26 protein-coding genes are annotated in these 22,690 nt (G+C 44.5%); all 26 read right to left on the bottom strand.

The features are described from left to right. Nucleotides 1-6: 6 nt before the first annotated feature. Nucleotides 7-801 (bottom strand): phosphatidate cytidylyltransferase, encoded by a 795-nt coding sequence (locus tag MHI55_RS12140; RefSeq protein ID WP_100529403.1) that lies wholly within the window; start codon nt 799-801, stop codon nt 7-9. Nucleotides 802-817: 16 nt separating this feature from the next. Then, entirely contained in the window at nt 818-1,585 is a 768-nt protein-coding gene (locus MHI55_RS12135) for an isoprenyl transferase (protein WP_017689151.1), read from the bottom strand. A gap of 89 nt (nt 1,586-1,674) precedes the next feature. Then, entirely contained in the window at nt 1,675-2,229 is a 555-nt protein-coding gene (gene frr / locus MHI55_RS12130) for a ribosome recycling factor (protein WP_036670384.1), read from the bottom strand. Then, nucleotides 2,229-2,957 (bottom strand): UMP kinase, encoded by a 729-nt coding sequence (pyrH, locus tag MHI55_RS12125; RefSeq protein ID WP_017689153.1) that lies wholly within the window; start codon nt 2,955-2,957, stop codon nt 2,229-2,231. The genes frr and pyrH overlap by 1 nt, the downstream gene beginning before the upstream one ends. A 232-nt stretch (nt 2,958-3,189) precedes the next feature. Continuing rightward, nucleotides 3,190-3,840 (bottom strand): translation elongation factor Ts, encoded by a 651-nt coding sequence (gene tsf / locus MHI55_RS12120; RefSeq protein ID WP_036609326.1) that lies wholly within the window; start codon nt 3,838-3,840, stop codon nt 3,190-3,192. Nucleotides 3,841-3,955: 115 nt separating this feature from the next. After that, the gene (gene rpsB, locus MHI55_RS12115; RefSeq protein WP_017689155.1) at nt 3,956-4,654 is read right to left on the bottom strand and encodes a 30S ribosomal protein S2; all 699 of its coding nucleotides are present in this window, start codon (nt 4,652-4,654) and stop codon (nt 3,956-3,958) included. Nucleotides 4,655-4,950: 296 nt separating this feature from the next. Continuing rightward, nucleotides 4,951-5,577, bottom strand: a complete 627-nt coding sequence (locus tag MHI55_RS12110; protein WP_076249808.1) for an endolytic transglycosylase MltG — start codon at nt 5,575-5,577, stop codon at nt 4,951-4,953. 3 nt (nt 5,578-5,580) lie between these two features. Then, nucleotides 5,581-6,165, bottom strand: coding sequence for a hypothetical protein (locus tag MHI55_RS12105; RefSeq protein WP_036670381.1), 585 nt, complete (start codon nt 6,163-6,165; stop codon nt 5,581-5,583). A gap of 65 nt (nt 6,166-6,230) precedes the next feature. Further along, nucleotides 6,231-6,551, bottom strand: a complete 321-nt coding sequence (locus tag MHI55_RS12100; RefSeq protein ID WP_076249809.1) for a hypothetical protein — start codon at nt 6,549-6,551, stop codon at nt 6,231-6,233. Nucleotides 6,552-6,603: 52 nt separating this feature from the next. Then, on the bottom strand, nt 6,604-8,013 hold the full coding sequence (locus MHI55_RS12095; protein ID WP_076249810.1) for a FapA family protein: 1,410 nt from the start codon (nt 8,011-8,013) through the stop codon (nt 6,604-6,606). A gap of 62 nt (nt 8,014-8,075) precedes the next feature. Then, nucleotides 8,076-8,864, bottom strand: coding sequence for a FliA/WhiG family RNA polymerase sigma factor (locus tag MHI55_RS12090; protein WP_076249811.1), 789 nt, complete (start codon nt 8,862-8,864; stop codon nt 8,076-8,078). Nucleotides 8,865-8,879: 15 nt separating this feature from the next. After that, entirely contained in the window at nt 8,880-9,323 is a 444-nt protein-coding gene (locus tag MHI55_RS12085; RefSeq protein ID WP_017689161.1) for a hypothetical protein, read from the bottom strand. A 4-nt stretch (nt 9,324-9,327) separates the two neighbouring features. Next, nucleotides 9,328-9,825: a chemotaxis protein CheD gene (locus MHI55_RS12080; RefSeq protein ID WP_017689162.1), complete on the bottom strand. Its 498-nt coding sequence runs from the start codon at nt 9,823-9,825 to the stop codon at nt 9,328-9,330. After that, on the bottom strand, nt 9,818-10,438 hold the full coding sequence (locus tag MHI55_RS12075) for a chemotaxis protein CheC (RefSeq protein WP_091017763.1): 621 nt from the start codon (nt 10,436-10,438) through the stop codon (nt 9,818-9,820). The genes MHI55_RS12080 and MHI55_RS12075 overlap by 8 nt, the downstream gene beginning before the upstream one ends. 10 nt (nt 10,439-10,448) lie before the next feature. Beyond that, on the bottom strand, nt 10,449-10,910 hold the full coding sequence (locus MHI55_RS12070; protein ID WP_036609340.1) for a chemotaxis protein CheW: 462 nt from the start codon (nt 10,908-10,910) through the stop codon (nt 10,449-10,451). Nucleotides 10,911-10,951: 41 nt separating this feature from the next. Then, the gene (locus MHI55_RS12065) at nt 10,952-13,024 is read right to left on the bottom strand and encodes a chemotaxis protein CheA (protein ID WP_076249812.1); all 2,073 of its coding nucleotides are present in this window, start codon (nt 13,022-13,024) and stop codon (nt 10,952-10,954) included. A gap of 32 nt (nt 13,025-13,056) precedes the next feature. Beyond that, nucleotides 13,057-14,499, bottom strand: coding sequence for a chemotaxis-specific protein-glutamate methyltransferase CheB (gene cheB / locus MHI55_RS12060; RefSeq protein WP_047842490.1), 1,443 nt, complete (start codon nt 14,497-14,499; stop codon nt 13,057-13,059). A 32-nt stretch (nt 14,500-14,531) separates the two neighbouring features. Continuing rightward, nucleotides 14,532-15,419: a MinD/ParA family protein gene (locus tag MHI55_RS12055; protein WP_036670376.1), complete on the bottom strand. Its 888-nt coding sequence runs from the start codon at nt 15,417-15,419 to the stop codon at nt 14,532-14,534. Next, the gene (gene flhF, locus MHI55_RS12050) at nt 15,416-16,768 is read right to left on the bottom strand and encodes a flagellar biosynthesis protein FlhF (protein WP_076249813.1); all 1,353 of its coding nucleotides are present in this window, start codon (nt 16,766-16,768) and stop codon (nt 15,416-15,418) included. The genes MHI55_RS12055 and flhF overlap by 4 nt, the downstream gene beginning before the upstream one ends. After that, complete coding sequence (gene flhA / locus MHI55_RS12045; protein ID WP_036609349.1) at nt 16,765-18,798, bottom strand: flagellar biosynthesis protein FlhA; 2,034 nt, start codon at nt 18,796-18,798, stop codon at nt 16,765-16,767. Before flhA ends, flhF begins: the two co-directional genes overlap by 4 nt. A 25-nt stretch (nt 18,799-18,823) precedes the next feature. Beyond that, a complete protein-coding gene (gene flhB, locus MHI55_RS12040; RefSeq protein WP_179086416.1) occupies nt 18,824-19,906 on the bottom strand; it encodes a flagellar biosynthesis protein FlhB in 1,083 nt (360 codons plus the stop codon). Between the two features lie 23 nt (nt 19,907-19,929). Then, nucleotides 19,930-20,718, bottom strand: coding sequence for a flagellar biosynthetic protein FliR (gene fliR, locus MHI55_RS12035; protein ID WP_036609353.1), 789 nt, complete (start codon nt 20,716-20,718; stop codon nt 19,930-19,932). A 10-nt stretch (nt 20,719-20,728) separates the two neighbouring features. Continuing rightward, nucleotides 20,729-20,998, bottom strand: coding sequence for a flagellar biosynthesis protein FliQ (fliQ, locus tag MHI55_RS12030; RefSeq protein WP_017689172.1), 270 nt, complete (start codon nt 20,996-20,998; stop codon nt 20,729-20,731). Nucleotides 20,999-21,023: 25 nt separating this feature from the next. After that, a complete protein-coding gene (gene fliP, locus MHI55_RS12025; protein WP_036609355.1) occupies nt 21,024-21,779 on the bottom strand; it encodes a flagellar type III secretion system pore protein FliP in 756 nt (251 codons plus the stop codon). Next, entirely contained in the window at nt 21,776-22,312 is a 537-nt protein-coding gene (locus MHI55_RS12020) for a flagellar biosynthetic protein FliO (protein WP_100529395.1), read from the bottom strand. Before MHI55_RS12020 ends, fliP begins: the two co-directional genes overlap by 4 nt. A gap of 11 nt (nt 22,313-22,323) precedes the next feature. After that, entirely contained in the window at nt 22,324-22,689 is a 366-nt protein-coding gene (locus tag MHI55_RS12015; RefSeq protein ID WP_017689175.1) for a response regulator, read from the bottom strand. Nucleotide 22,690 lies beyond the last annotated feature (1 nt).

Here is a 22,690-nt window from a genome sequence, read left to right as displayed (position 1 = left end):
TCTTCTTTAGTAGGGCAGTAGCATTAGTATATGTACGAATGGAAAAACAACAATCCAGCTGTCGCACCGATCAAGAATGCCTCCATGCCCTGGGAGAAGACTGCCTGAATCCTTGATATTATATACACGTTTGTATGCAGACTGGATCAAGTCACCCATCTGACCTACAACTGCACAGGCAATTCCGATCACAATCGCTCTCTGCCAGGAAAGCAAACCATCTGATACTAATGCAAAAATAACAGAAGTAACAATTGCAATTACGATGCCACCCAGTGCACCCTCTATAGTCTTGTTTGGACTGATGGAAGGCCACAGTTTGTTTTTACCAATGAGTTTCCCTACAAAATAAGCTCCTGCATCACTGGCCCATATGGAGCCCAGCAACAGGAACGTCCAGAACAACCCATGATGCAGATGTCTGGATTCTGCAATGTAATAGAAACCGATTCCTATATACAACACGCCGAGGAAAAGCATGGCCACTGTATTCACGGGAACCTTATTTTTGGTGACAACCGAAGCTGTCATCAGTACAAGCATTACTATCCAGATGACCTGAAATAAGGATAGCGGTCTTGCCTCCCAAAGCATTTCCCAAGGAAACACAATGGCAAACACACCAGCATATCCAATCAGGGCTACACCTGAAAAAGGCATCACCCCGGTCATTTTAACAAATTCATAATAACCGATGAGAGCCATAAGCAATACCAAACCATGGTACCAGGGTCCGCCCAGCATGCAAAAACCTAAAAACAACACACCTGCTATGATTCCTGTCGTTAGTCGCTGTTTCAACGGCTTCATCCTCCATCTATTTCAAACCGCCGTAACGCCTTGTTCTGCGCTGATATTCGGCTACTGCTTCAAGCAAATGCTTTTTGCCAAATTCGGGCCAGTATATATCCGTAAACCATAATTCACTATATGCAAGCTGCCAAAGCATAAAGTTGCTTAATCTCAACTCTCCGCTCGTCCGGATCAGCAGATCCGGATCAGGCATGTCAACCGTCAGCATATGTCTATCAATGAGTTCAGGTGTTATATCCTCTGCCGATAGTTCCCCCGATTTCACCTGCAGAGCGATCTGTTTAACACAGTCCGTCATTTCACGACGACTTCCATAGTTCATTGCAAAATTCAAAACGAGACCTGTATTATGTTCCGTAAGACGAATGGCTTCCCGCAAGGCATTAATGGTATGAGAAGGTAAATGTTCCTCTTGACCCATCATGCGAATGCGCACATTTTTTTCTATAAGTTCATCCAGCTCTATAGCTAGAAATTCTTGCGGAAGTCGCATCAGAAAATCCACTTCTTCTTTTGGACGCGTCCAGTTTTCTGTCGAAAAAGCGTACATCGTCAGATATTTGATGCCCAGTTCATCCGCCGCGATGGTCGCACGTTTGACCGCCTTCATGCCATTTTGGTGCCCGGCTATACGCGGCAGCCCCAAACGTTTGGCCCATCGTCCATTGCCGTCCATGATGATGGCGACGTGCTGCGGGATATTGTCCTCGGATATAGTCAGCGTTTCCTGCTTGTCAGCCCCATTCCACCACGACCGAACCCGTTTGATCATTCCTGTTCCTCCAAAATCCCTGAAGTTTCTTTATCTGAAGCTTGGAAAAAGAGACAAAACCCCACCGTATTGGAGGGGCTGCGCTTGTCTTACACTTCCATGATTTCTTTTTCTTTGGCAGCGAGTACCTTATCGACTTCAGCAATAAACTTGTCGGTCGATTTTTGGATATCATCTTGATGTCTCCGGGATTCATCCTCAGAAATATCTGACTTTTCCAGTTTCTTGATGTCATCATTCGCATCACGGCGAATGTTACGAATCGCTACTTTACCTTCTTCACCGAACTTCTTCGTCAGCTTAACAAGTTCCGCTCTACGTTCTTCCGTCAATGCCGGAATAGACAAACGGATCATGCTACCATCATTGGCTGGAGTAAGACCCAGATCCGATTTCATGATGGCACGCTCGATGTCACTCATGGAGGATTTGTCCCAAGGCTGAATCATCAGTGTACGGGAATCCGGAGTACTGATATTAGCGAGTTGATTCAATGGCGTCATTGCTCCATAATACTCTACCTGAATTCGGTCCAGAAGAGCTGGAGTTGCGCGGCCTGCACGCAAAGTAGCCAGGTCACGACGCAATGCTTGAATTGCTTTTTCCATACGCTCTTCGGCATGTTGTTTAACCGCTTGTGGCATTAATCTACACTCCCTTTAACGATTGTTCCGATACGTTCGCCCAGAACAACACGTTTGATGTTACCTTGTTCCGTAATGGCAAATACGATCAACGGGATGTTGTTGTCCTTACAAAGCGAGGATGCCGTTGAATCCATTACACCAAGGTCTTTGTTAAGAATATCCATGTAAGTCAACTGATCAAATTTCACAGCTGTACTGTCCTTAAACGGATCTGCTGAGTATACACCATCAACTTTATTTTTGGCCATCAAGATAACTTCTGCTTCAATCTCCGCTGCGCGCAGTGCTGCTGTTGTATCCGTGGAAAAGAACGGGTTACCTGTACCTGCTGCAAAAATAACGACCCGGCCTTTCTCCAGATGGCGAATAGCTCTACGACGAATATAAGGCTCTGCAATCTGTTGCATTGCAATAGATGTCTGTACACGCGTAGGCACTTCAATCTGTTCCAAAGCATCCTGCAGTGCCAGCGAGTTCATTACTGTCGCCAGCATACCCATATAATCGGCAGTTGCACGATCGATGCCGTTTTCGCTACCGGCAATTCCACGCCAGATGTTTCCGCCGCCACATACAATAGCAACCTGTACACCAAGTGCAACAACCTCTTTTACCTGTTGGGCAATCGACGAGATCGTATCTGCATCAATACCGTAGCCGTTTTGACCGGAAAGAGACTCTCCGCTGACCTTTAAGACAACACGTTTAAATACTGGCTGTTCCAATTATTCACCCTCCACTTTGAATCGAACACGCTTGGTGTTCAACCAACAAAACTTCTCGCGCATGGCCTCCTGCTTAAAAAGAAAGGAACACAGTTGTGTTCCGCTCTTTTAGGAAAAACGTTTAACCGGTATGGCACTGTTTTCCTGAGATATAAGGGAGTTTACGCTTCGAAGTTTCATCATTCTTATATCTTCGAAAATCAATTCTGCTCGCCGGTTTATAGAAACCGTCTTATTTGTTTACTTGGGACATTACTTCTTCTACGAAGTTGTCTACTTTTTTCTCAAGACCTTCACCCAGTTCGTAACGAACGAAACGACGGATGGAGATGTTTTCACCAATTTGGCTGATTTTTTCGTTCAGCAATTGAGAGATCGTTTTGTCTGGATCTTTAACGAAAGTTTGTTCCAGCAGGCAGTACTCTTCGTAGTATTTACCGATACGGCCTTCAACCATTTTTTCAATGATTTTTTCTGGTTTGCCTTCGTTAAGAGCTTGAGCTTTCAGAATTTCTTTTTCTTTTTCCAGCTCATCTGCAGGAACTTCTTCACGTGTAACGAATTTAGGATTAGCTGCAGCGATTTGCATAGCTACATCTTTAACGAAATCTTTAAATTGATCCGTTTTACCAACGAAGTCTGTTTCACAGTTAACTTCAACCAAGACACCAATACGTCCACCAGCGTGGATGTAAGATTCAACAACGCCTTCAGTTGCTGCACGGCCTGCTTTGCTTGCTGCTGCAGAAAGACCTTTCTCACGCAACAATTCAGCTGCTTTTGTTACATCACCGTTTGCTTCTTCCAGTGCTTTTTTGCAATCGAGCATACCAGCGCCCGTTCTTTCGCGAAGTTCTTTTACTGCACTCGCATTAACTGCCATTATAAATTCCCTCCAACATTAAGTATTGTACGTACACTCTAAAAAAAGGGCAGTGAGAGGTTATCCACCTGCCAACCACCCTTTTCATTTAGTTTATAACATATGTTCGAATCTATTAAGCGGAAGTTTCTTCGCCTTGGTTAGCTTCGATTACAGCATCAGCCATTTTACCTGTAAGCAATTTAACAGCGCGGATCGCGTCGTCATTACCTGGGATAACATAATCGATCTCATCCGGATCGCAGTTAGTATCAACGATACCAACAATTGGGATACCCAATTTGCGAGCTTCCGCAACAGCGATACGCTCTTTGCGTGGATCGATGATGAACAGGGCGCTTGGCAGGCCTTTCATATTTTTAATACCGCCCAAGAATTTCTCCAGACGATCTTTTTCTTTGCGAAGCAAGATTACTTCTTTTTTAGGCAATACAGCGAATGTACCGTCTTCTTCCCAAGCTTCCAACTGTTTCAAACGATCAATACGTTTTTGAATAGTTTGGAAGTTAGTCAGGGTACCGCCGAGCCAGCGTTGGTTAATGTAGAATTGACCAGCACGTTCAGCTTCTTCTTTAACAGAATCTTGAGCTTGTTTCTTAGTACCCACGAAAAGAATTTTACCATTCTCTCCTGCGATTCCTTTAACGAAATTGTAAGCCTCTTCGACTTTTTTCACCGTTTTTTGCAAATCGATGATGTAAATTCCGTTTCTTTCAGTGAAGATATAACGATCCATTTTTGGGTTCCAACGACGAGTTTGGTGACCGAAGTGTACCCCAGCTTCGAGAAGCTGCTTCATGGAGATTACTGCCATCTTCACACACCTCCTAATATGGTTTTTATTGTGTCCTCCGCCGGCATCATTTTTCGCCAAGACTCTCCATAAGGAAAGCACCCTCAACAAAATTAGCACATGCGTGTGTTTTAACACCGTTATCTAATATAGCATAACTGACTGTCCGATGCAACAGTCTTTGAAGCTAAAAACTACTTTTCGTTTTTTGCTAGTATCGAATCATTTTAAACTTGATATGTAACTCAGGCGCTAATTATTATCAAGCTTTGAAAATGTACCGTTTAATACGCAAAAACCGTCCTGTCCGAGCATGCTCAGTTTGACGGTTCTTTCGTGATTTTTGCGATAATGGATTTGAAACTTTCGCCTTTTTCAAGCGCATAGGTACCCACCTGGATTTTGGTATTGATTCGCTCAGCCTTGCCAGCCTTTATGAATGCTTGAGCATCATCTACGATTCCCGCAGTTTTTAGGTTTGCTGCAACGATCGCCAGACTGTTGCCTGAACGTACTTTAAATGATACTGTTGCGCCTTTCGGATTGCTTGGCGTTACAGGTTCTGTTGTTTTCGGCTCAGTTATCTCTTTCTGCCCTTCAACTTCACTTGTAGCAGGCTCTTGTGGCTTCTCAGGCTCGGTAGGTGTTTCCGTAGAGGTTACTGTCTCAGGTGGTGTTGCTGTTTCCCCTTGCAACTCACTGCTTTCCTGCTTTTTCTTCTCTACCCACTCAGCTTCTGTGTACAATTCCTCTTCAGAACCGACCACCTTCATATCCAGGCTTTTTGCAGCTGTTTCAAGCTGTTCTTTGGTCATATTGGCAGTCTGCTCGGGGTCCAGATTACTATCCGACAATGCATTTTGTCCAACTGTGGCCAGTTGAAGCAAAACTGCACCAATAATCATGCCGCTCCCCAGACCAATCCATAAGGATCGCTTGTCCATGACTTAGCTTTCCTCCCGTTCTGCCAGTTGCAGTATTAACTGTACCTCACCTCGCTGAATGCCTGTCTGCTTGGATATGGCATCCATCGACTTACCTTCAGCATGTAGATTAAAGAGTTCTGCATATCGATCTTTAATCGATTCACGCCCAGGCAAAGATTCGACTTCACTGGTCTGTTGGTCTGCTTCTAACGCCTGCTGGGCCGCCTCTGCTTGTACACTTTTCACGAGTGCTTGTGCTTGCAAACCTTCGGAAGATTGTACAGATACATTACCGGAGTGTGGAACAGGTGATGCGACAGCTTCGTTCTTTTTGCTCTGTTCCAGCTGATCCAACCGCTGCTGTAATTCCTGAAGTTGCAATTGCATACGTTGATCGGCTGCTGTCGCTTCTCCCTTCATTTCAGCCACACGTTGAATAAGAGCATCATTATCATTTTCGATCTCGGTCATGTAGTGCTCAAGCGTAGATTCCATCTCCTGCACCAGTTGATGCCCAGGCTCTTGCACCTTGTTTTTCCGTGGCATAATACAAGCGTAGGCGATGGCGCAGGCCCCTAATATGACAATAATGATCCATGGTGACAAATTGGGTTCTCTCCTTCTGATTCAACCATCGGTGCGCAAGACTGCATGTCCATAACAACCATTTATTATAAAGACAGATCTATGTGTTTTCCCTTGTAAGGGTGCTCTGCAGGTTTCACAGTTTCTTGAGCTTGAGCCTGAACCGTCTCCTGTCCATCGGAACCACTCTGCTGATCTCCATCATGGTTATGCCCATCACGCACCGAAGTCTGTGAAGTTTCGTCCATTGCTTCACTTCGTTGCCTTGCTTCATTTGCTTCTTTCGACGTTTGCTCTGCCAAAAGATTCTGATCCGTAATCGGTCGCTGCTGGGCTTCACTTTGATAACGTCCCGCTTCACTTGTTCGTGGTACCGCAATCTGCAACTCCACTGCTTTGAAACTCATACGCTCACCTCACGGTTTCGAATGGATTTCTTCCTGTGCCTGAATGCTGTACTTAAACGTATGGAACCATCGTAATATCACCATCGTGATAATAAAATGAAATTCGACTCACTGGATCTTTAATAAATTTCGTGTATCTGCCGATAACTATTTTAGAGCCTCCATAAATCATCTTCAGAATATCAACACGAGCATTACTTGTATCTTCAAGTGCCTTTTCAATTTCAAAGATACGCATTTTCGTTTCTTCACTTATACGAAGAGCAGATTTCTGCGTAGCATTCAGTTTGATTCGCATCGACATCTTATCTGGAGTTAGTTGTCCAGCGGCAGCTAATTGATCCAGCAATGTCAAAGCTTTCTTCGTTTTGTCCAAGGAATCCATCTGTTCTCTGACTTCCTTACGCAAATCATTGAGTTCGTTACGCAGCTTTGGCAGCACACCAACTTCTATGGAAGTGACCGTGGACATGCTGTTGCCCACAACACGCGCTGAGACGTTCTGACCAGCCTGGATCGAGCCACCAACAATAAGACCTTTGGTTCCCGCACAGATGACACCGTGGCCAGCACGAATATTAGAATGCATAATACTTTGGGAAACCAGAACATCTTCACCGGCATCTACGTTGCCTTCTTGAATGAAAGTACATTTAACATTATGGCCTGCTTGTACCAGTCCTTTGTTATATCCAATAATACCACCGGTAATTTCGATTGAGCCGCCTGCTTCCAGTTCAGCTCCTTCGACACCTCCGACGACACGAATGTCACCTGCTGCTTTTACTTTAAATCCGGTAAGTACATTGCCTCGTATGACAACTGTGCCTACAAAGTCGATATTACCGTTATTGTAGTCAACGTCACCATTGACTTCATAAACCGGAAACACATTCAGTTTGTTACCGTCCGTTTTGGTAACCAGCCCATCCAGTGCAGCATACATCGCAGAACCATCCGGGTTAATCACAACGTTTTTCCCAACTTTAAACCGAGCTTCTTTTCCCGGACGATAAGGAATTTCCTCACCCGTTACTGCCCTGCCTGGTATGCCATCGCTAGGAGCGATCCGCTCTGCAATGATCTGACCACTACGGACATTGTTTAATCGGGTCACTTCTTTGTAATCGACAGTTCCATCTTCCGATTCCAGTGGTCGTCGTTCATTCGTATCGTCCATTCCAACCAGGACCTTGATGAAGCCATCTGTTCCTTGAATGGGAGCGACACCTTCTGCAATCTTGTATTTATCTTTCAAATAGGTTTCAGGGTTGTTCACAAAAAGTAATAATGCCTCTCGCGATACACCTTGTTTGATGCCCTTGTTTGCCACAAATTGTTCAAGTTCATCGATCGTGCAGGCAAAGCCTTCTTCCTCTTTGGAAAATTCAAGGTAGGCTGTGCATTTGTCGTCCGATAAAACAATGTTTAAACATTGTTCCAAAGCAGTCCGCTGTGTCACCGCAATTCTTCCCCCTTTTAGACTTTCCACTCCCCAAACTCCAATGATATTACTTCTCTCTATTAATCTTTACGCATCAACAAATCTTTCTGTTTGTCCAACGTGCCGCGTAATCGTAATATTGCCTTGGAATGTAACTGGGATATACGAGACGGAGAAAGAGACATAACCTCAGCAATTTCACTAAGAGAAAGATCATCGTAATACAAGAGTGAAACAACCGTTCTCTCTTTTACCGTCAACTTGTCAAGCCCTTGCACCAAAGCTTCCTTCAAATAAAACTCATTCACTTTATAATCCGGATTTTTGGCTTTCTCATCCACCATCAAAGACAGACGAGTCTCAGACTCTTCCTCACGAATTGGGTCCTCCAGCGAGCAAAGTGACATGACTGCCACTTCCTGAAGCATATGTTGAAAATCTTTAGTGGATACGTCCAAGTACTCGCTCATTTCCTCATCACTAACAGACCTGAGATAACTTTGTTCCAGCTGTTGGTAGGCGTCTTCAATTCGCTTGGCCTTCTCACGCACAGAACGCGGAACCCAATCACCTTGACGCAGACCGTCAAGAATGGCTCCGCGGACCCTCCATGATGCATAAGTTTCAAATTGCAGACCACGTTCATAGTCGAACTTCTCCAATGCATCAATTAACCCCATAACGCCATTGCTCTCCAAGTCATCCTTGGGAACATTTTTGGGTAAACCAACAGCCAGTCGACCGGATACATAATTTACAATATGAAGATACTTTTCAATCAACGTTTTCTTGGCTTCAAGATCTCCATGTTCTTTCCACTTTTCCCACAGATCAGAATGGTTCAAATGTGAAGCTTTACGCTCGTTCAATTACTTTCACCCTCCTTATTTGTCTGTCAGGTGACGAACGGCCTGCGCCAATTCCTCCGGATCCTTGGTCCGGACAAGTTTAGGCGGATCCAAAGGGGCGAATCCCGTTGGAGCTTTCGTCTCAGATGGCGGAAGATCGTCCCCAGATGAAGCGTTCTGTCCACTCTTGAGCAAATCATTCAGCTCTTGTCCATCGTCTTCGATTTTAATGTCCACCTGTGAACCTCTTTGATCTTGAGCACTTGGTGAATCATAACCATACCCATTTCCCTCGATCTGAGGGTTCAGCAGCAATCCCAATCCCCAGCGTAAACCATATGCAAGGACAAACCAGGCTACGAATCCGATCAATCCGCGAATTAAACTGGTCATCAGCACATTGCTGCTGTATGCTACAAAAAAAGTAAGAATAAACCCAACGATGCCTGCTCCAAGATTAATGCGGTAGTTTCCTATCATAGTCTTATAGTTCCTTTACACCCATTTGTACGCTTCGAATAGTCAAAAGTCCAGTTTCACAATCCATCTCAATCGTTCGTCCATAATTCCCACCCGTATCTTCTGCTAGAAGAGGGATATTGAGTTTTTGAAGCCACTCTCGACAAGAATCTGCATTCCTTGGTCCAATACGCATTGTATCTCCAGCGCCAGCAAAGGCAAACATCTGAGAGCCTCCGGCCATTTTAGACACAATACGTGAGTGAGAAGCGCCTAGTTTAATCATCTTTTCCAAAAGCTCAGGCAACGCCGTATCCGCATATTTCGCAGTGTTCAGTTTCCCTTCACGGGCGATCTCTGAAGTAGGAAGCATGACATGCGCCATTCCAGCCAGCTTCAAATGTGGGTCATACATTGTTAATCCCACACACGAACCCAAGCCAGTCGTACGGATTACACCAGGAAGATGAGCGATGTTTAAATCCGCCATACCGACTTTAACGACGCTTTTGTCCTCAATCATGGCTCAGTGGCACCCCTAGTGATTCAAATATCTTTGCAAAGGATGGTGGATCCGGAATGAGGAAAAACTGACCCTCAACTTGATCTTCACCTTCAAAGAAAGATGTGTCAATCAACAATGCAGCGTCACCCATCTCGCCAAATTGCAGCAAGCCATAACTTAGAATGGCACCCGCCATGTCGATGGCAAGTCCAGGGACAGTTGGATACATAGACAACTTCGTGAAATCTGCCAGAGAAGAAAGATAGGATCCAGCCAAAATATTTCCAATCTCGGAAAGCGCTGATTGTTCCATATCTGTAAAATCGAGTCCTTCTTTCAGATCAAACCCGGCAAGTCTATTCAACAACATTTTAGCAGCCTCTGGTGTCATCATAAAGAAAAGATTTCCCGGTGCTTCGCCTTCTACACGAAGAAACACGGTAACCACGATGCGTTCATCTCCGCCCACTTTTTCGGCAACTTCTTCAAAAGGGAGCATTTGTACTGTAGGTACACCCATGTCAATCGGTCTGTTGAGGAGTTGAGACAACGCCGTTGCGGCGTTGCCTGCTCCAATGTTACCGACCTCTTTGAGCACATCCATCTGGAATACCTCAAATCGGTTGAACATCTCCACGGTACTAGCCCTCAACACTTTCCAGCTGTACAATCTCGCTTTTATTTAATACTTCGTTTAGGTTGAGCATAATCAACAAGCGTGAATCTTCCAATTTAGCAACACCTCGCAGGTATCTCGCTTTGACGCCGCCAACCACTTCTGGGGGGCTATCGATCGCACTGCTTTTGATATCAATAACATCATTAGCAGAATCTACGATAAAGCCAACTTGCATGTCGTCTACACCTACGATAACAATACGAGTCTGATCCGTGTATTCCGTTTCCGGAAGGGAGAAACGACCGCGTAGATCAATGACTGGAATTACAACACCGCGTAGATTAATAACTCCTTTTACAAAGGAAAGTGTCTTGGGGACACGGGTAATTGGCATCATGCGCTCAATCGTCTGAACCTTGTCTACCTCAATACCATACTCTTCGGAACCCAATTTAAAGACGATGACTTTCAACTCTTCTTCCATGTAAAAAACCTCCCTATTAAATGTAAGACTTAGCTCTATGCTTATTTAATAAATGCATTAGGATCAAGAATCAGGGCTACTTGTCCATCTCCGAGAATGGTTGCTCCAGAGATTCCTTCAATAGCAGGAAGATAGGTTCCCATTGATTTGAGAACAATCTCACTTTGTCCAATAAATTCTTCAACAGCTACGGCTGCAAGACGGTCGCCTTTGCGAATCACGACAATTTCTGTTTCTTGCTCATCAGCGTCATTGAAATCCGGTACAGAGAATACTTCGCTCAAAGACAAGTACGGAATCAGTGACTCACGGAACGTGATCATTTTATTGCCATGAATATTACGAACTTGCTCACGTTGTACAATGGCCGTCTCTACAATGGAAGACAACGGAACAGCATATTTCTCAGAACCAAGTCGTACAAGCATTGCAGCAATAATGGATAGTGTCAACGGAAGCTGAACAGAGAAGTTCGTGCCTTTGCCTGGAGTTGAATGAATCGTTACATTACCCCCAAGCGAAGTGATCTTCGATTTCACTACATCCAAGCCAACACCCCGGCCAGAGATATCCGAGATAATATCAGCAGTACTAAAACCAGGTGCGAACAACAGCTGATTCACTTCATCATCACTCATTTTGGCACCTTGTTCTTCGGTTACAACTCCACGTTTGATCGCGGTTTTCAAAAGCTTGTCGCGATAGATACCTTTACCATCATCTTCAATCTCGATAAATACGTGATTTCCACTGTGGAAGGCACGCAGGTTTACTGTACCCATCTCTGGTTTACCTGCAGCTACACGCTCTGCAATGGATTCCACACCATGGTCAACCGCGTTACGCAGTAAATGCACAAGCGGATCACCAATCTCATCAATTACCGTACGATCCAGTTCCGTCTCAGCACCTGTAATCACCAGATCGATTTTTTTATCAAGTGTCTTAGCCAGATCACGGATCATGCGCGGGAATCGATTAAATACGGTATCTACCGGAACCATCCGCAATTTCAGTACAATATTTTGCAAATCTGTGCTAACTCGACTTAAATGAGCTACTGTATCGGATAAATCATTGTTGCCTGTTTCACTGGCCAGTTGCTCCAGACGTGAACGGTCAATCAACAATTCACTGAACAGGTTCATCAATACGTCGAGACGTTCAATATCCACACGAATGGTACGTGAAGGTGCAGCAGCTTGCTTCGGTGCAGCTGTTTTAGCTGGTGCCGTTGTGGCTTCTTCTTTGGGTACAGAATTCTTATCTGGCGAAGGAACCTCAGCTACAGCTGTTGGTGCGGGTGGCGCTTCAACTGTAGCTGCTACCTGATTGGCCATCTGCTGGAGAGTCTCCTGATCCAGTTGAATGAGCTTTGCACTTTCAATTTCAGAGATACTCATGATGCCTTCTTCCAGTTCGTGCGCTTCTTTAGTTGTTATGTAATACAACGAGAAACTGCGCTCAAACTTCTCCTGCTCAATATCCTGAACGGATGGGTAAGCTTTAACGACTTCACCTGAACGTTCCAGCATATCAAAGACCATATAAGCCCGTACACCTTTTAACTGGCTATGCTCGCTAACAAGCACATCCACGTAGAACACACGATGACCTTCGGCGATCGACTGATCCAGCACTGAATATTGGAATTCATCCAGCTCCACAGCCGAAGAGATTGAAGCGTTAGCCGGCTTGTTTGTTTCTGTAGCAGGTCCATTTCCGTTTGTCATTTCACCATTTTCAATGGCTTGAAGTGAAGCTACGATTGACGACACATCTGCTTTACCTTGTCCACCTTCGGTAATATCCTGAACCATAGTTTCCAAAGCGTCCAGACTCTTGAACATGGTATCAAAAATGTAATCCTGCATTTTCAACTTCTCATTACGAACCAGATCCAACACATTTTCCATTTTATGTGTCAGTGATGCCAAATCTTCAAAGCCCATAGTTGCTGCCATACCCTTCAAGGTATGAGCAGAGCGGAATATAACCTGAACTATGCCCAGGTCTTCCGGATTGCCTTCAAGTTGAAGCATGTTTTCGTTAAGCGATTGCAGATGATCATTAGACTCATCAATAAACATGGATAAATATTGGTTCATGTCCATTGTGAGGCACCTCCTCCGTGAGTTACACTCCGTTATTTCACTGCTTGAACAAGTTTAGAAGCAATCTCCTGCAATGGCAGAAGATGACGAACGCATTGCAGCTCTACAGCAGAACGCGGCATACCATATACAACACATGTTTCTTCATTCTCGGCAAAGGTTGATGTAACTCCAGCTTCGTATAATCGCTTCATCATACGTGCTCCATCACTTCCCATTCCCGTTAGCAAAACAAGATGCCTTTGTAAAGATGTAAACGGTAGAAGTGACTCAAACATCGTATCCACTGAAGGTCTATGTCCATTCACTGGTTGATCTTCAGTCAACTTCACGATAAACTTCCCGTCTGCTGTTTTGTTAACTTTCACATGGAATCCGCCGGGTGCTATATAGGCGGTTCCTTTTTTCAGAACCATGCCCTCTTCAGCTTCAACCACATGCAGTGGACTGAATGTATTCAATCGTTGAGCCAGAGAACGTGTGAAATTGGGCGGCATATGCTGCACAATAATGACCGGTGCAGGCAAATCAGCAGGCAACTGCTCGAGCAATGTCTTGAGAGCCCTCGGTCCACCCGTAGAACAACCTATTGCCACAAGTTTGTTGAATGGTCCTTCCAGCCCTCCTCCACCTTTGGGAACAGGATTAGGCTTGATTACATCCTTGGCTTTTGCAGAGGCAGAAGTTGCCGCTATTTGATCAGCTGCCACTCTAGCTGCATTAGGTAGTCGAACTTCCTTTGGAGTCTGTACTGGATTAGCTGACCTCACTGCTTTTTCTGCCTTCGTCCCCAAATTACGCTCAGCCTTTGGCAAAGGCTCCGGTTTATTCTCTACGCGACCTGGTTTTGAAGGTGACAATGGTTCAATTGGTTTCTTGGCTTTGGCCTGAAAGGCTTCAGTGCGCTCTCGAAGAGAGCGTTGAATCGTCTCGACAGGTTCGATCGTTTTTTTCACAGGCTCCGCTCGATCCCTAGCCGGCAGTTCTTTCTGTACTGGCTGAGTTGGGGGAGCAACTGCTCCTCGCAACATGTCTCTATTTTTCATGGATAACTCACGATCAGCTTTTCTTTTGATCTCATTCATCGCAGCACGCATGCGCTCAACCAAGGCTTTACCAACTTGAGCAATATCCTGGTCATGTGAAATAGATGGTTTGCGAATGAAGTCAAATGCCCCGGCTTCAAGCGCCATAATGGTTTCTTTCATGCCTTGTTCATTGATACCAGAGAGCATAATCACAGGAACGAAAGATTCCTTCATAATTGATTTTAATGCATCCAACCCATTCATTTCGGGCATCTCAACGTCCATTGTAATAATATCGGGTTTCAATTCTAGTGATTTTTGAATCGCTTCTCTACCGTTTGATGCCGTTGCCGTAACCTTGAATTCCGGATCCGCTTGGATCAAATCCGTAACAATCTTACGCATAAAAGCGGAATCATCGACAACCAATACTTGATACGCCGCCATGTTGTGTCACCCCTGTTTCCTTTATTCAGAAATCATGTTGTTCGTTTAAGCCACTTATTCATAAATCCCCTGATTCCTGTCAAGGTTCCGGATCCCGGAGTTGCAGGTACAGCCAGATAACGAAGAGCAAGTTTTTCTATATCTTTAGAGGCTTTGGCATTCGGATAAGCCAGACTATAGGGCATTTGCCTTTTAACCGCCTTGACTACCTGGGCGTCTTCTGAAATATACCCAAGCAGCGGAATATCCGTCTGCAAAAACCGCCTCGCCACTCCAGCTATTTTTTCTGCCACCCGTTCCGCTTCTCTTTCGTCTTCCACCCGGTTAACGATCATCCGAAAGGGTGTAGCATTTTCCTGGCCGTGCATAACTTTGACTAAAGCATAAGCATCGGTTATTGAAGTCGGTTCAGGTGTAGTTATAATCAGGCATTCATCAGCAGCACCGATGAACTTCATATTCTCTCTGGAGAGTCCTGCCCCAGTGTCAAAGATGACATAATCCATTTCCTGGGCAATATCCTCGACTTGACTGGCGAAAAACTCCAGATCACGATCAGACAATGAGAACAACTCTTTCATGCCCGATCCTCCAGCAATGTAAGGCAAGCCACTGGCACCCAGTTGTATGATTTCCCTTATGGATTTTTGTCGGTACAACAGGTGGTAAAGATTATAGGAAGAAGACGTACCCATAAGAACATCAATATTAGCCATTCCAATATCGGCATCAAATACAAGTACCTTTTGCCCCAAAGCCTGCAATGCCAAGGCAAAGTTCAGTGTGAAATTGGATTTGCCAACACCTCCCTTACCACTGGCCACAGTAATGATTTTCGAGGATCGAATATCTCGCTCAATGCCTTCCATTTCCAATGGCGCGGAGACCATACTTCGAAGTGTAGCTGCCTGATCCTTCATTGTGACCATTCTCCCAGCAACTGTTTGGACAACGAATCTGCATCTGGTTTCAACAAATCATCCGGAACATTTTGTCCATTTGCCACATATGCGAGCTTGAGTGGAAAACGGTGTAACAAGTTAAATAGCGGACCGCAGCTCCCAGTCTCATCCATTTTGGTGAAAATCACCTTATCCAGTCCATATTTACTGAAATGTTCCGTGATCTGCACCATATCAGCACTTTTGGAAGTCATACTCATGACCAGAAAGGTTTCGCTATTCTCTACAGGAGCAAGCAAACTTTGCAGTTCCGAAACAAGTAATTCATTTCTGTAGTTTCTACCCGCTGTATCCATAAAGATCAAATCACAATTCTCTAATCGAGAAATGGCACGTTGTGTATCACCAGGCGATTGCACCACCTCAAGTGGAACATTCAGTATAGATGCATACGTTCTAAGCTGTTCTACCGCCGAGATCCGATACGTATCTGATGTAATGAATCCAACTTTACGCTGTTTTTTGAACATTTGTTCAGCAGCCAATTTTGCAATTGTCGTAGTTTTCCCTACACCGGTTGGTCCAGCTACATAGACGATTCGCGTGGTAGGAAGAATGCCTTCTTCAATACGTTGCTCCAAAAAGTGCATAACCTCAAGCTTCACTATTTGCTCTACATCTTGTTCTTTTAATCCATTCTCAGACCATTTTGCTTGAATTGAATCAAACCAGGATTCCCATACTTCAGGCCAAACATCTTGTTCTGTCAAACGTTCTCGGATCGTATGCAGTTCCTCTGGCACAGGGTCCGCAGAAGTACCTTGCTTTGAAAGCCTGGTCACCATCTGTTTAAGATCCTGCAATTCAGTCATTAACTTATCCTGCTGCAGGTCTGAACCTGTTGGCTTCGGAGCAGTTGTTGAACCCGAAAAATCCGCCCCTTGCGGTCGCGGTTTATGATCCGTGCTCGAAGAACCTGAGCCGCTGTCTATGTTTGAACCGATATTACGCGATTCAAACACAGACGGTGCAGCCGCAGATTGGTCCTGTACACTTTGATCAGCTGTATTCGTTGTCACCGACTCATCAGAAGCCGCAACAAACGAACGAGCTGTTTGCCGATAAGCCTCAGGTACAAATGCACGAGGTACAGGCGTGAATTGATTTTGTACTGGCTTTGTTGTTTGCTTGTTTTCTTTCTTATCCACTGCAGCTACAACTTCGATCCGTTTTTTGCGAAACATTCCCATTACACCGCCCACCTTAATCTCTTTGGTGGACAGAATAACGGCATCACTTCCCAGGTCTTTGCGAATTTGAAGCATAGCTTCGGGCATGGTCTCAACAACGTATTGTTTTACTCTCATAAGTTCACCACCCCGATACTTTGAATTTCAACATTCGGCTCCAACTCGCTGTAGGAAAGCACAGGAATGTCCTGCATAGTACGTTCAATAACCTGACGCAGATACATCCGAATGGTTGGAGAAGTTAATACAACAGGTTGTTGACCTGATTGAATCAAACGGTTCACTTGTTCACTGAGCTTCTGATATACACTTTGTGTAGATACAGGGTCTAGCGCAAGATAACTGCCTTGATCCGATTGTTGCACACTTTCAGCAATTTTCTTCTCAAGACCAGGTCCAACCGTGATCACTCGAAGTGTCTCACCTTTCTGTGAGAACTGCTGAGTAATCTGACGTGAGAGGGATTGTCTGACGTATTCAGTCAGCACATCAGGATCTTTCGTATACGTACCATAGTCAGCCAGTGTCTCGAAGATGGTAACCATATCTCGAATAGATATTTTCTCACGCAATAACTTGGCAAGCACTTTCTGTACATCACCAATGGAAAGTAGAGAAGGGATCAGTTCATCCACAAGGGCAGAATAGTTCTCTCTGAGATTATCCACAAGTGCTTTTGTTTCTTGTCTTCCAAGTAACTCATGCGCATGTTTCTTAATCAGTTCCGTCAGATGTGTAGCCACAACGGAAGGCGGATCAACGACCGTATATCCTGCAAGTTCGGCTCTGTCTTTGGTTACTTCATCAATCCATAGTGCCGGAAGTCCAAAAGCAGGTTCCGTCGTTTCAATACCTGTCACAGACTCCTCATCATAGCCAGGACTCATGGCAAGGTAATGATTCAACAACAGTTCTCCGCCACCTACCACATTACCCTTGATTTTGATAACATACTCATTGGGTCTGAGCTGGATATTATCTCGAATCCGTATAACCGGAACGACCAACCCCAGTTCAAGAGCACACTGCCTCCGAATCATAATGATCCGATCCAATAAGTCCCCACCCTGCTGATTATCAGCAAGCGGGATTAAACCATAACCAAATTCAAACTCAATAGGGTCCACCTGAAGCAGGTTAATTACACTTTCAGGACTTCTAACCTCTTCAATCTGCTGTTCTTCTTCCAACTGTTCTTCCGCTACTTGTTTCAAATTCAGATTATTCTGCATACGCCACGCGGCATATGCCAACACACCTGCCAACGGAAGCGTAGTAATAACATGAATTGGTGTGAAGAAACCGAGCATGGCAATAACGAAAGCTACGATATAAATTAGTATTGGATATGTAAACAGTTGCCCCGTAATATCATCTGCCAGGTTTCCTTCTGATGACGCTCTGGTGACGATAAGTCCTGCTGCTGTGGAAATAAGCAGAGCCGGGATTTGGCTTACCAATCCATCTCCGATAGTCAGTACAGAGTACGTTGCCATCGCATCTGCGAAAGCCATCCCATGCACAGTCATACCGATAATAAATCCACCAATGAGATTGATCAGGAGGATGATAATACTTGCAATTGCGTCACCTTTTACGAATTTACTTGCTCCATCCATCGCTCCATAGAAATCGGCTTCACGTTCAATTTTGGAACGACGCTCACGAGCTTGTTGCTCGTTGATCAGACCCGCATTCAGATCCGCATCAATACTCATTTGTTTACCAGGCATCGCATCAAGGGTGAATCGGGCAGCAACTTCAGCTACGCGCTCAGACCCCTTTGTAATAACGATAAACTGAACGACAACGAGGATCAAAAACACGATAAATCCAATTGCAATTTGCCCTCCAGCAATCCAGCTACCAAAGGTAGCAACTACAGCTCCAGCATCCCCTTCACCAAGAATTAGCTTGGTAGTCGAAATGTTCAGAGCCAGTCGGAATAGTGTAGTGATCAACAGCAAAGCTGGAAAAATAGAAAACTGTAACGCTTCTTTGCTGTTCATTGCAACAAGGAGTATCATCAGTGCAATTGAAATATTGACGACCAGCAACAAGTCCAACAGCCAGGTTGGGATCGGAAGAATCATCATCAACACAATGCCAATGATACCCGCAAGGACAGCTATATCTTTAATCTTCAATGAATGTACGGCCTCCGATCCCCTTTTATTTCGTTCTGCCCTTTAGTTTATATACATAAGCCAGCACTTCAGCTACCGCTTGAAACAAATCGGCCGGTATAGCGTCACCAATCTCGGCTCTCTGGAACAATGCCCGTGCCAGCGGCTTGTTTTCCATCGTAATAACACCGTTTTCTTTGGCTATTTCCTTAATACGCAAGGCGACATAATCCTGACCTTTGGCAATAATCTGTGGTGCCTCCATCTCGGAACCTTCATACTTTAGCGCAACCGCAAAGTGGGTCGGGTTCGTGATGATCACATCCGCATTTGGCACTTCCTGCATCATGCGCTGCATAGCCATACGACGCTGGCGTTCCCGGATTTTACCTTTGATCAGCGGATCACCTTCCATTTTCTTGTACTCGTCTTTGATGTCTTGCTTGGACATACGAATCTTCTTCTCATGGTCATACTTTTGATACATGTAATCAAATATCGCAAGTATCATTAATGCCACTGCAATCTTGATACCAAGACTTAAAGTAATCGACGCAGCGAAATGTAAAATAGCATCCAATGAAAAATGAGAAAGTGAAGCAATATCTGACTGGTAGCCTTTAATTGTACTGTAAACGAGATAACCGATAAGCGACATTTTCAAAATGGATTTAGCAAATTCCACTAATGAGCGGAGAGAGAATATATTTTTGAAACCTTTAATCGGGTCCAGTTTCTCAAGTTTTGGCTTCAAACCTTCCCCTACAAGAAGAAAACCAACTTGCATGTAGTTAACGATCAAAGCAACCAGGAACGCACCCAGCAAAACGGGAGCGATCAATAACAAAACTTCAATGCCATAGCGCATCATAAGCGCCATCACATTCTCTCCGGTGATATCCATACTCAATCGATTGATGAAGATATCTGTAAACAGACGAACTATACGTTCTTTATAGAAATTGCTGAATACCATCATGATCAAAAACACGATTAGGAGAATGGATGCGCCAGATAGTTCAGCGCTTTTTACAACCTGTCCTTTTTTTCGTGTATCCTGTCTCTTTTTCGGGGTAGCTTTCTCCGTCTTCTCCCCTGAAAACAACTGGAGGTCGAGTTGAAGTTTCATCCGTGTCTTTTCCTCCGTTTCACTCAGCCGGGCCTTTGTCCAATGGTACCAAGCAATTTTTCCATCGATCTGAATATCGCTTCGAACAATTGACTAAATACAAAGGAGAAACTGGGAACCAGCAAAAGCAAAATAGCAAGACCAACGAGTAACTTAAGCGGCAACCCAACTGCAAATACATTAAATTGAGGAGCAGTTTTGGCCAAAAAACCCAATCCAACATCCGTCAAAAACAACGCAACTACAATCGGAGCCGACATCTGAAAAGCCAGCATAAATGATTGACCTAAGGTCTGAATCAAAAATTCAGCAATACTTCCATCTGCCAACCGTAGGAAAAACACATTAGATAATGGTACCCACCGGTAACTGTAAACTATCGCATCCAGCAAATAATGGTGACCATTCATTGTCAGAAACAGAAGCATAGCAAATGCATACTTCAAGTTACCCGTAAGTGGAGCTGAAGCACCTGTCATTGGATCGTATACATTGGCCATACCAAAACCGATCTGTAGATCGATAAAGGTCCCCGCAGTCTGAACAGCCGTCATCAACAGATAAGCCACAAAACCTAAAAGCAGGCCAATTAGAATCTCTCTGATGATCAATAAGACATAACTCAGGTCTGTGGGTACGGTCTGGTCTATTCCGTAAATCAGATAGACAGATAATGTGACAAATGCAGAGATACCTATTTTAACTGAAGCCGGCACATTTCGAGCCGAAAAAACTGGCGCAGTTACAAAAAATGATGTGATTCGACAAAACATAAGCAGAGCGACAGGGAAACTTTGCAACAATGTCTCCATCTGCTAAAGCCTACCCTATGTATCTGTATAGATTATCGAGAATGTTAAACGTGAAATCGACCAAGATATTTAAGATCCAAGGTCCAAACAAAAGTACTGACAGAAGTACGGCAACAATCTTGGGCACAAAAGCTAATGTTTGTTCCTGAATTTGAGTTGTCGCTTGAAAAATACTGATTGCAAGTCCTACAACCAGAGCTAGTATAAGCATAGGTGCGCTGGCCAGCAATGACGTGTATACCGCTTTCCCGGCCAGACCGATAATAAATTCCGAAGTCATGACCGTCCTCCTTTAACTTTCCGGATCAAGTGTTAAAACTCAGTAACAGTGACTTGACAACCAGATACCACCCGTCCACAAGGACAAAGAGCAGTATTTTGAAAGGTAATGAGATCATGACCGGCGGAAGCATCATCATCCCCATTGCCATGAGTGTACTCGCGACAACAATGTCTATAACCAGAAACGGAATAAAAATCATAAACCCCATCTGGAATGCTGTCTTCAACTCACTGATTACATATGCCGGCACCATAACAGTAATTGGGATATCCTGATAGGTCTTTGGTTGTTCAGTCTGATTGTACTTCATAAACAGCAGAAGATCTTTTTCTCTGGTGTGACTAAACATAAATTTCTTCATGGGATCCGCTGCTTTTTCAAGTGCCTCGGTTTGCGTAAGCTCTCCCTGGAGATAGGGCTGAAGCGCTACCTGATTTATGGAAGACAACGTCGGCGACATAATGAAAAGTGTCAGAAATAGCGCCAAACCGACCAGCACCTGATTGGGTGGCATTTGTTGTGTACCCAAAGATGTACGTATAAAACCGAGCACAATTACAATCCGGGTAAAACTGGTCATCAGTACAAGCATTGCTGGAGCAATACTAAGCACTGTAATTAACAGAATGATGGACAGTGAACTCGTGCTTGGTGTCCCTCCATCACCGTTTCCAATCTGAATATCAATATTCGGAATGGGTTCGGCAAAGGCAACCGTTACAGATGCCAGACTGATAAGTCCTAATAAACAACACGCTAACCAAATCTTTTTCTTCATGAATCCCTCGACCGATCTGTAGTATTGTCTTTATCCAGGAGCTTTTCCATCTTCTCTTTACGGTTAGGCATCTGCCGAAGTTTGGATTCAAACATTTCGTGAAAAGAAGTTGTGTCCTCTAGTTCCATTTCCCGCGGCGGTTCTTCTTTACGGAAACGTTTTGTGAGCTTGGCAATGAGAGGTGAGAGATTTCCTTGTTGTGCAGCAGCATCTCGTTCGAAGGAATCAATGATTCTTTGGGCCTCTTCCAAATCCGAAACCTTATCTATCAACTGGATGTCTTCACCTACACCAAGCAGATATACACACCCACCAATTTCCATAATTTGCAACGACTTGTTTTGCCCCAGTCCAACTCCGCCCAGGGTACGAATTGTGCCGTGCCGGAACATTTGCTGATTCCTTTTGTTTAGAAAACGGATCAGATAAACAATAAGGGCCAGGATGACGGCCAGGACAACAATCACCCATACAAGCTGTAAATAATAATTACTTCCCACGCCAGCTCCTCCTGGAATATCACCCTGAGCCATCATCATGTCTCTTAAACGCCCAGTGTCTTGCTGATCGCTTCGATAACCCGGTCAGATTGGAACGGTTTAACGATAAAGTCTTTAGCACCTGCTTGAATAGCGTCGATTACCATCGCTTGTTGACCCATCGCGGAGCACATAATTACTTTAGCGTTAGCATCAATCTTCTTGATTTCTTTCAAAGCTGCAATGCCGTCCATCTCAGGCATCGTAATATCCATTGTGATTAGATCCGGACGAAGCTCTTTAAATTTCTCAATTGCTTGTGAGCCATCCTGTGCCTCACCAACAACCTCATATCCATTTTTGGACAAAATGTCCCGGATCATCATTCTCATAAATGCAGCGTCGTCTACGACTAAAATTCGGTTTGCCATC

It is taken from the genome of Paenibacillus sp. FSL E2-0151, from assembly GCF_037993015.1.
GTDB classification, from domain to species: Bacteria; Bacillota; Bacilli; order Paenibacillales; family Paenibacillaceae; genus Paenibacillus; species Paenibacillus amylolyticus.
This window is presented reverse-complemented; position numbering and strand designations above follow the sequence as displayed.

What these genes read in the sequence shown, in the direction of transcription:
- fliQ (WP_017689172.1), bottom strand. Translation starts at nt 20,998, where the DNA reads ATGACTTCGGAATTTATTATCGGTCTGGCCGGGAAAGCGGTATACACG.
- MHI55_RS12100 (WP_076249809.1), bottom strand. Translation starts at nt 6,551, where the DNA reads ATGAGTTTCAAAGCAGTGGAGTTGCAGATTGCGGTACCACGAACAAGT.
- tsf (WP_036609326.1), bottom strand. Translation starts at nt 3,840, where the DNA reads ATGGCAGTTAATGCGAGTGCAGTAAAAGAACTTCGCGAAAGAACGGGC.
- flhB (WP_179086416.1), bottom strand. Translation starts at nt 19,906, where the DNA reads ATGAAACTTCAACTCGACCTCCAGTTGTTTTCAGGGGAGAAGACGGAG.
- MHI55_RS12135 (WP_017689151.1), bottom strand. Translation starts at nt 1,585, where the DNA reads ATGATCAAACGGGTTCGGTCGTGGTGGAATGGGGCTGACAAGCAGGAA.
- fliR (WP_036609353.1), bottom strand. Translation starts at nt 20,718, where the DNA reads ATGGAGACATTGTTGCAAAGTTTCCCTGTCGCTCTGCTTATGTTTTGT.
- MHI55_RS12085 (WP_017689161.1), bottom strand. Translation starts at nt 9,323, where the DNA reads ATGATAGGAAACTACCGCATTAATCTTGGAGCAGGCATCGTTGGGTTT.
- rpsB (WP_017689155.1), bottom strand. Translation starts at nt 4,654, where the DNA reads ATGGCAGTAATCTCCATGAAGCAGCTTCTCGAAGCTGGGGTACACTTC.
- flhF (WP_076249813.1), bottom strand. Translation starts at nt 16,768, where the DNA reads ATGAGAGTAAAACAATACGTTGTTGAGACCATGCCCGAAGCTATGCTT.
- MHI55_RS12020 (WP_100529395.1), bottom strand. Translation starts at nt 22,312, where the DNA reads ATGGCTCAGGGTGATATTCCAGGAGGAGCTGGCGTGGGAAGTAATTAT.
- fliP (WP_036609355.1), bottom strand. Translation starts at nt 21,779, where the DNA reads ATGAAGAAAAAGATTTGGTTAGCGTGTTGTTTATTAGGACTTATCAGT.
- MHI55_RS12055 (WP_036670376.1), bottom strand. Translation starts at nt 15,419, where the DNA reads ATGAAGGATCAGGCAGCTACACTTCGAAGTATGGTCTCCGCGCCATTG.
- MHI55_RS12110 (WP_076249808.1), bottom strand. Translation starts at nt 5,577, where the DNA reads ATGGACAAGCGATCCTTATGGATTGGTCTGGGGAGCGGCATGATTATT.
- MHI55_RS12065 (WP_076249812.1), bottom strand. Translation starts at nt 13,024, where the DNA reads ATGGACATGAACCAATATTTATCCATGTTTATTGATGAGTCTAATGAT.
- MHI55_RS12070 (WP_036609340.1), bottom strand. Translation starts at nt 10,910, where the DNA reads ATGGAAGAAGAGTTGAAAGTCATCGTCTTTAAATTGGGTTCCGAAGAG.
- cheB (WP_047842490.1), bottom strand. Translation starts at nt 14,499, where the DNA reads ATGGCGGCGTATCAAGTATTGGTTGTCGATGATTCCGCTTTTATGCGT.
- frr (WP_036670384.1), bottom strand. Translation starts at nt 2,229, where the DNA reads ATGCCACAAGCGGTTAAACAACATGCCGAAGAGCGTATGGAAAAAGCA.
- MHI55_RS12015 (WP_017689175.1), bottom strand. Translation starts at nt 22,689, where the DNA reads ATGGCAAACCGAATTTTAGTCGTAGACGACGCTGCATTTATGAGAATG.
- MHI55_RS12080 (WP_017689162.1), bottom strand. Translation starts at nt 9,825, where the DNA reads ATGATTGAGGACAAAAGCGTCGTTAAAGTCGGTATGGCGGATTTAAAC.
- MHI55_RS12075 (WP_091017763.1), bottom strand. Translation starts at nt 10,438, where the DNA reads ATGTTCAACCGATTTGAGGTATTCCAGATGGATGTGCTCAAAGAGGTC.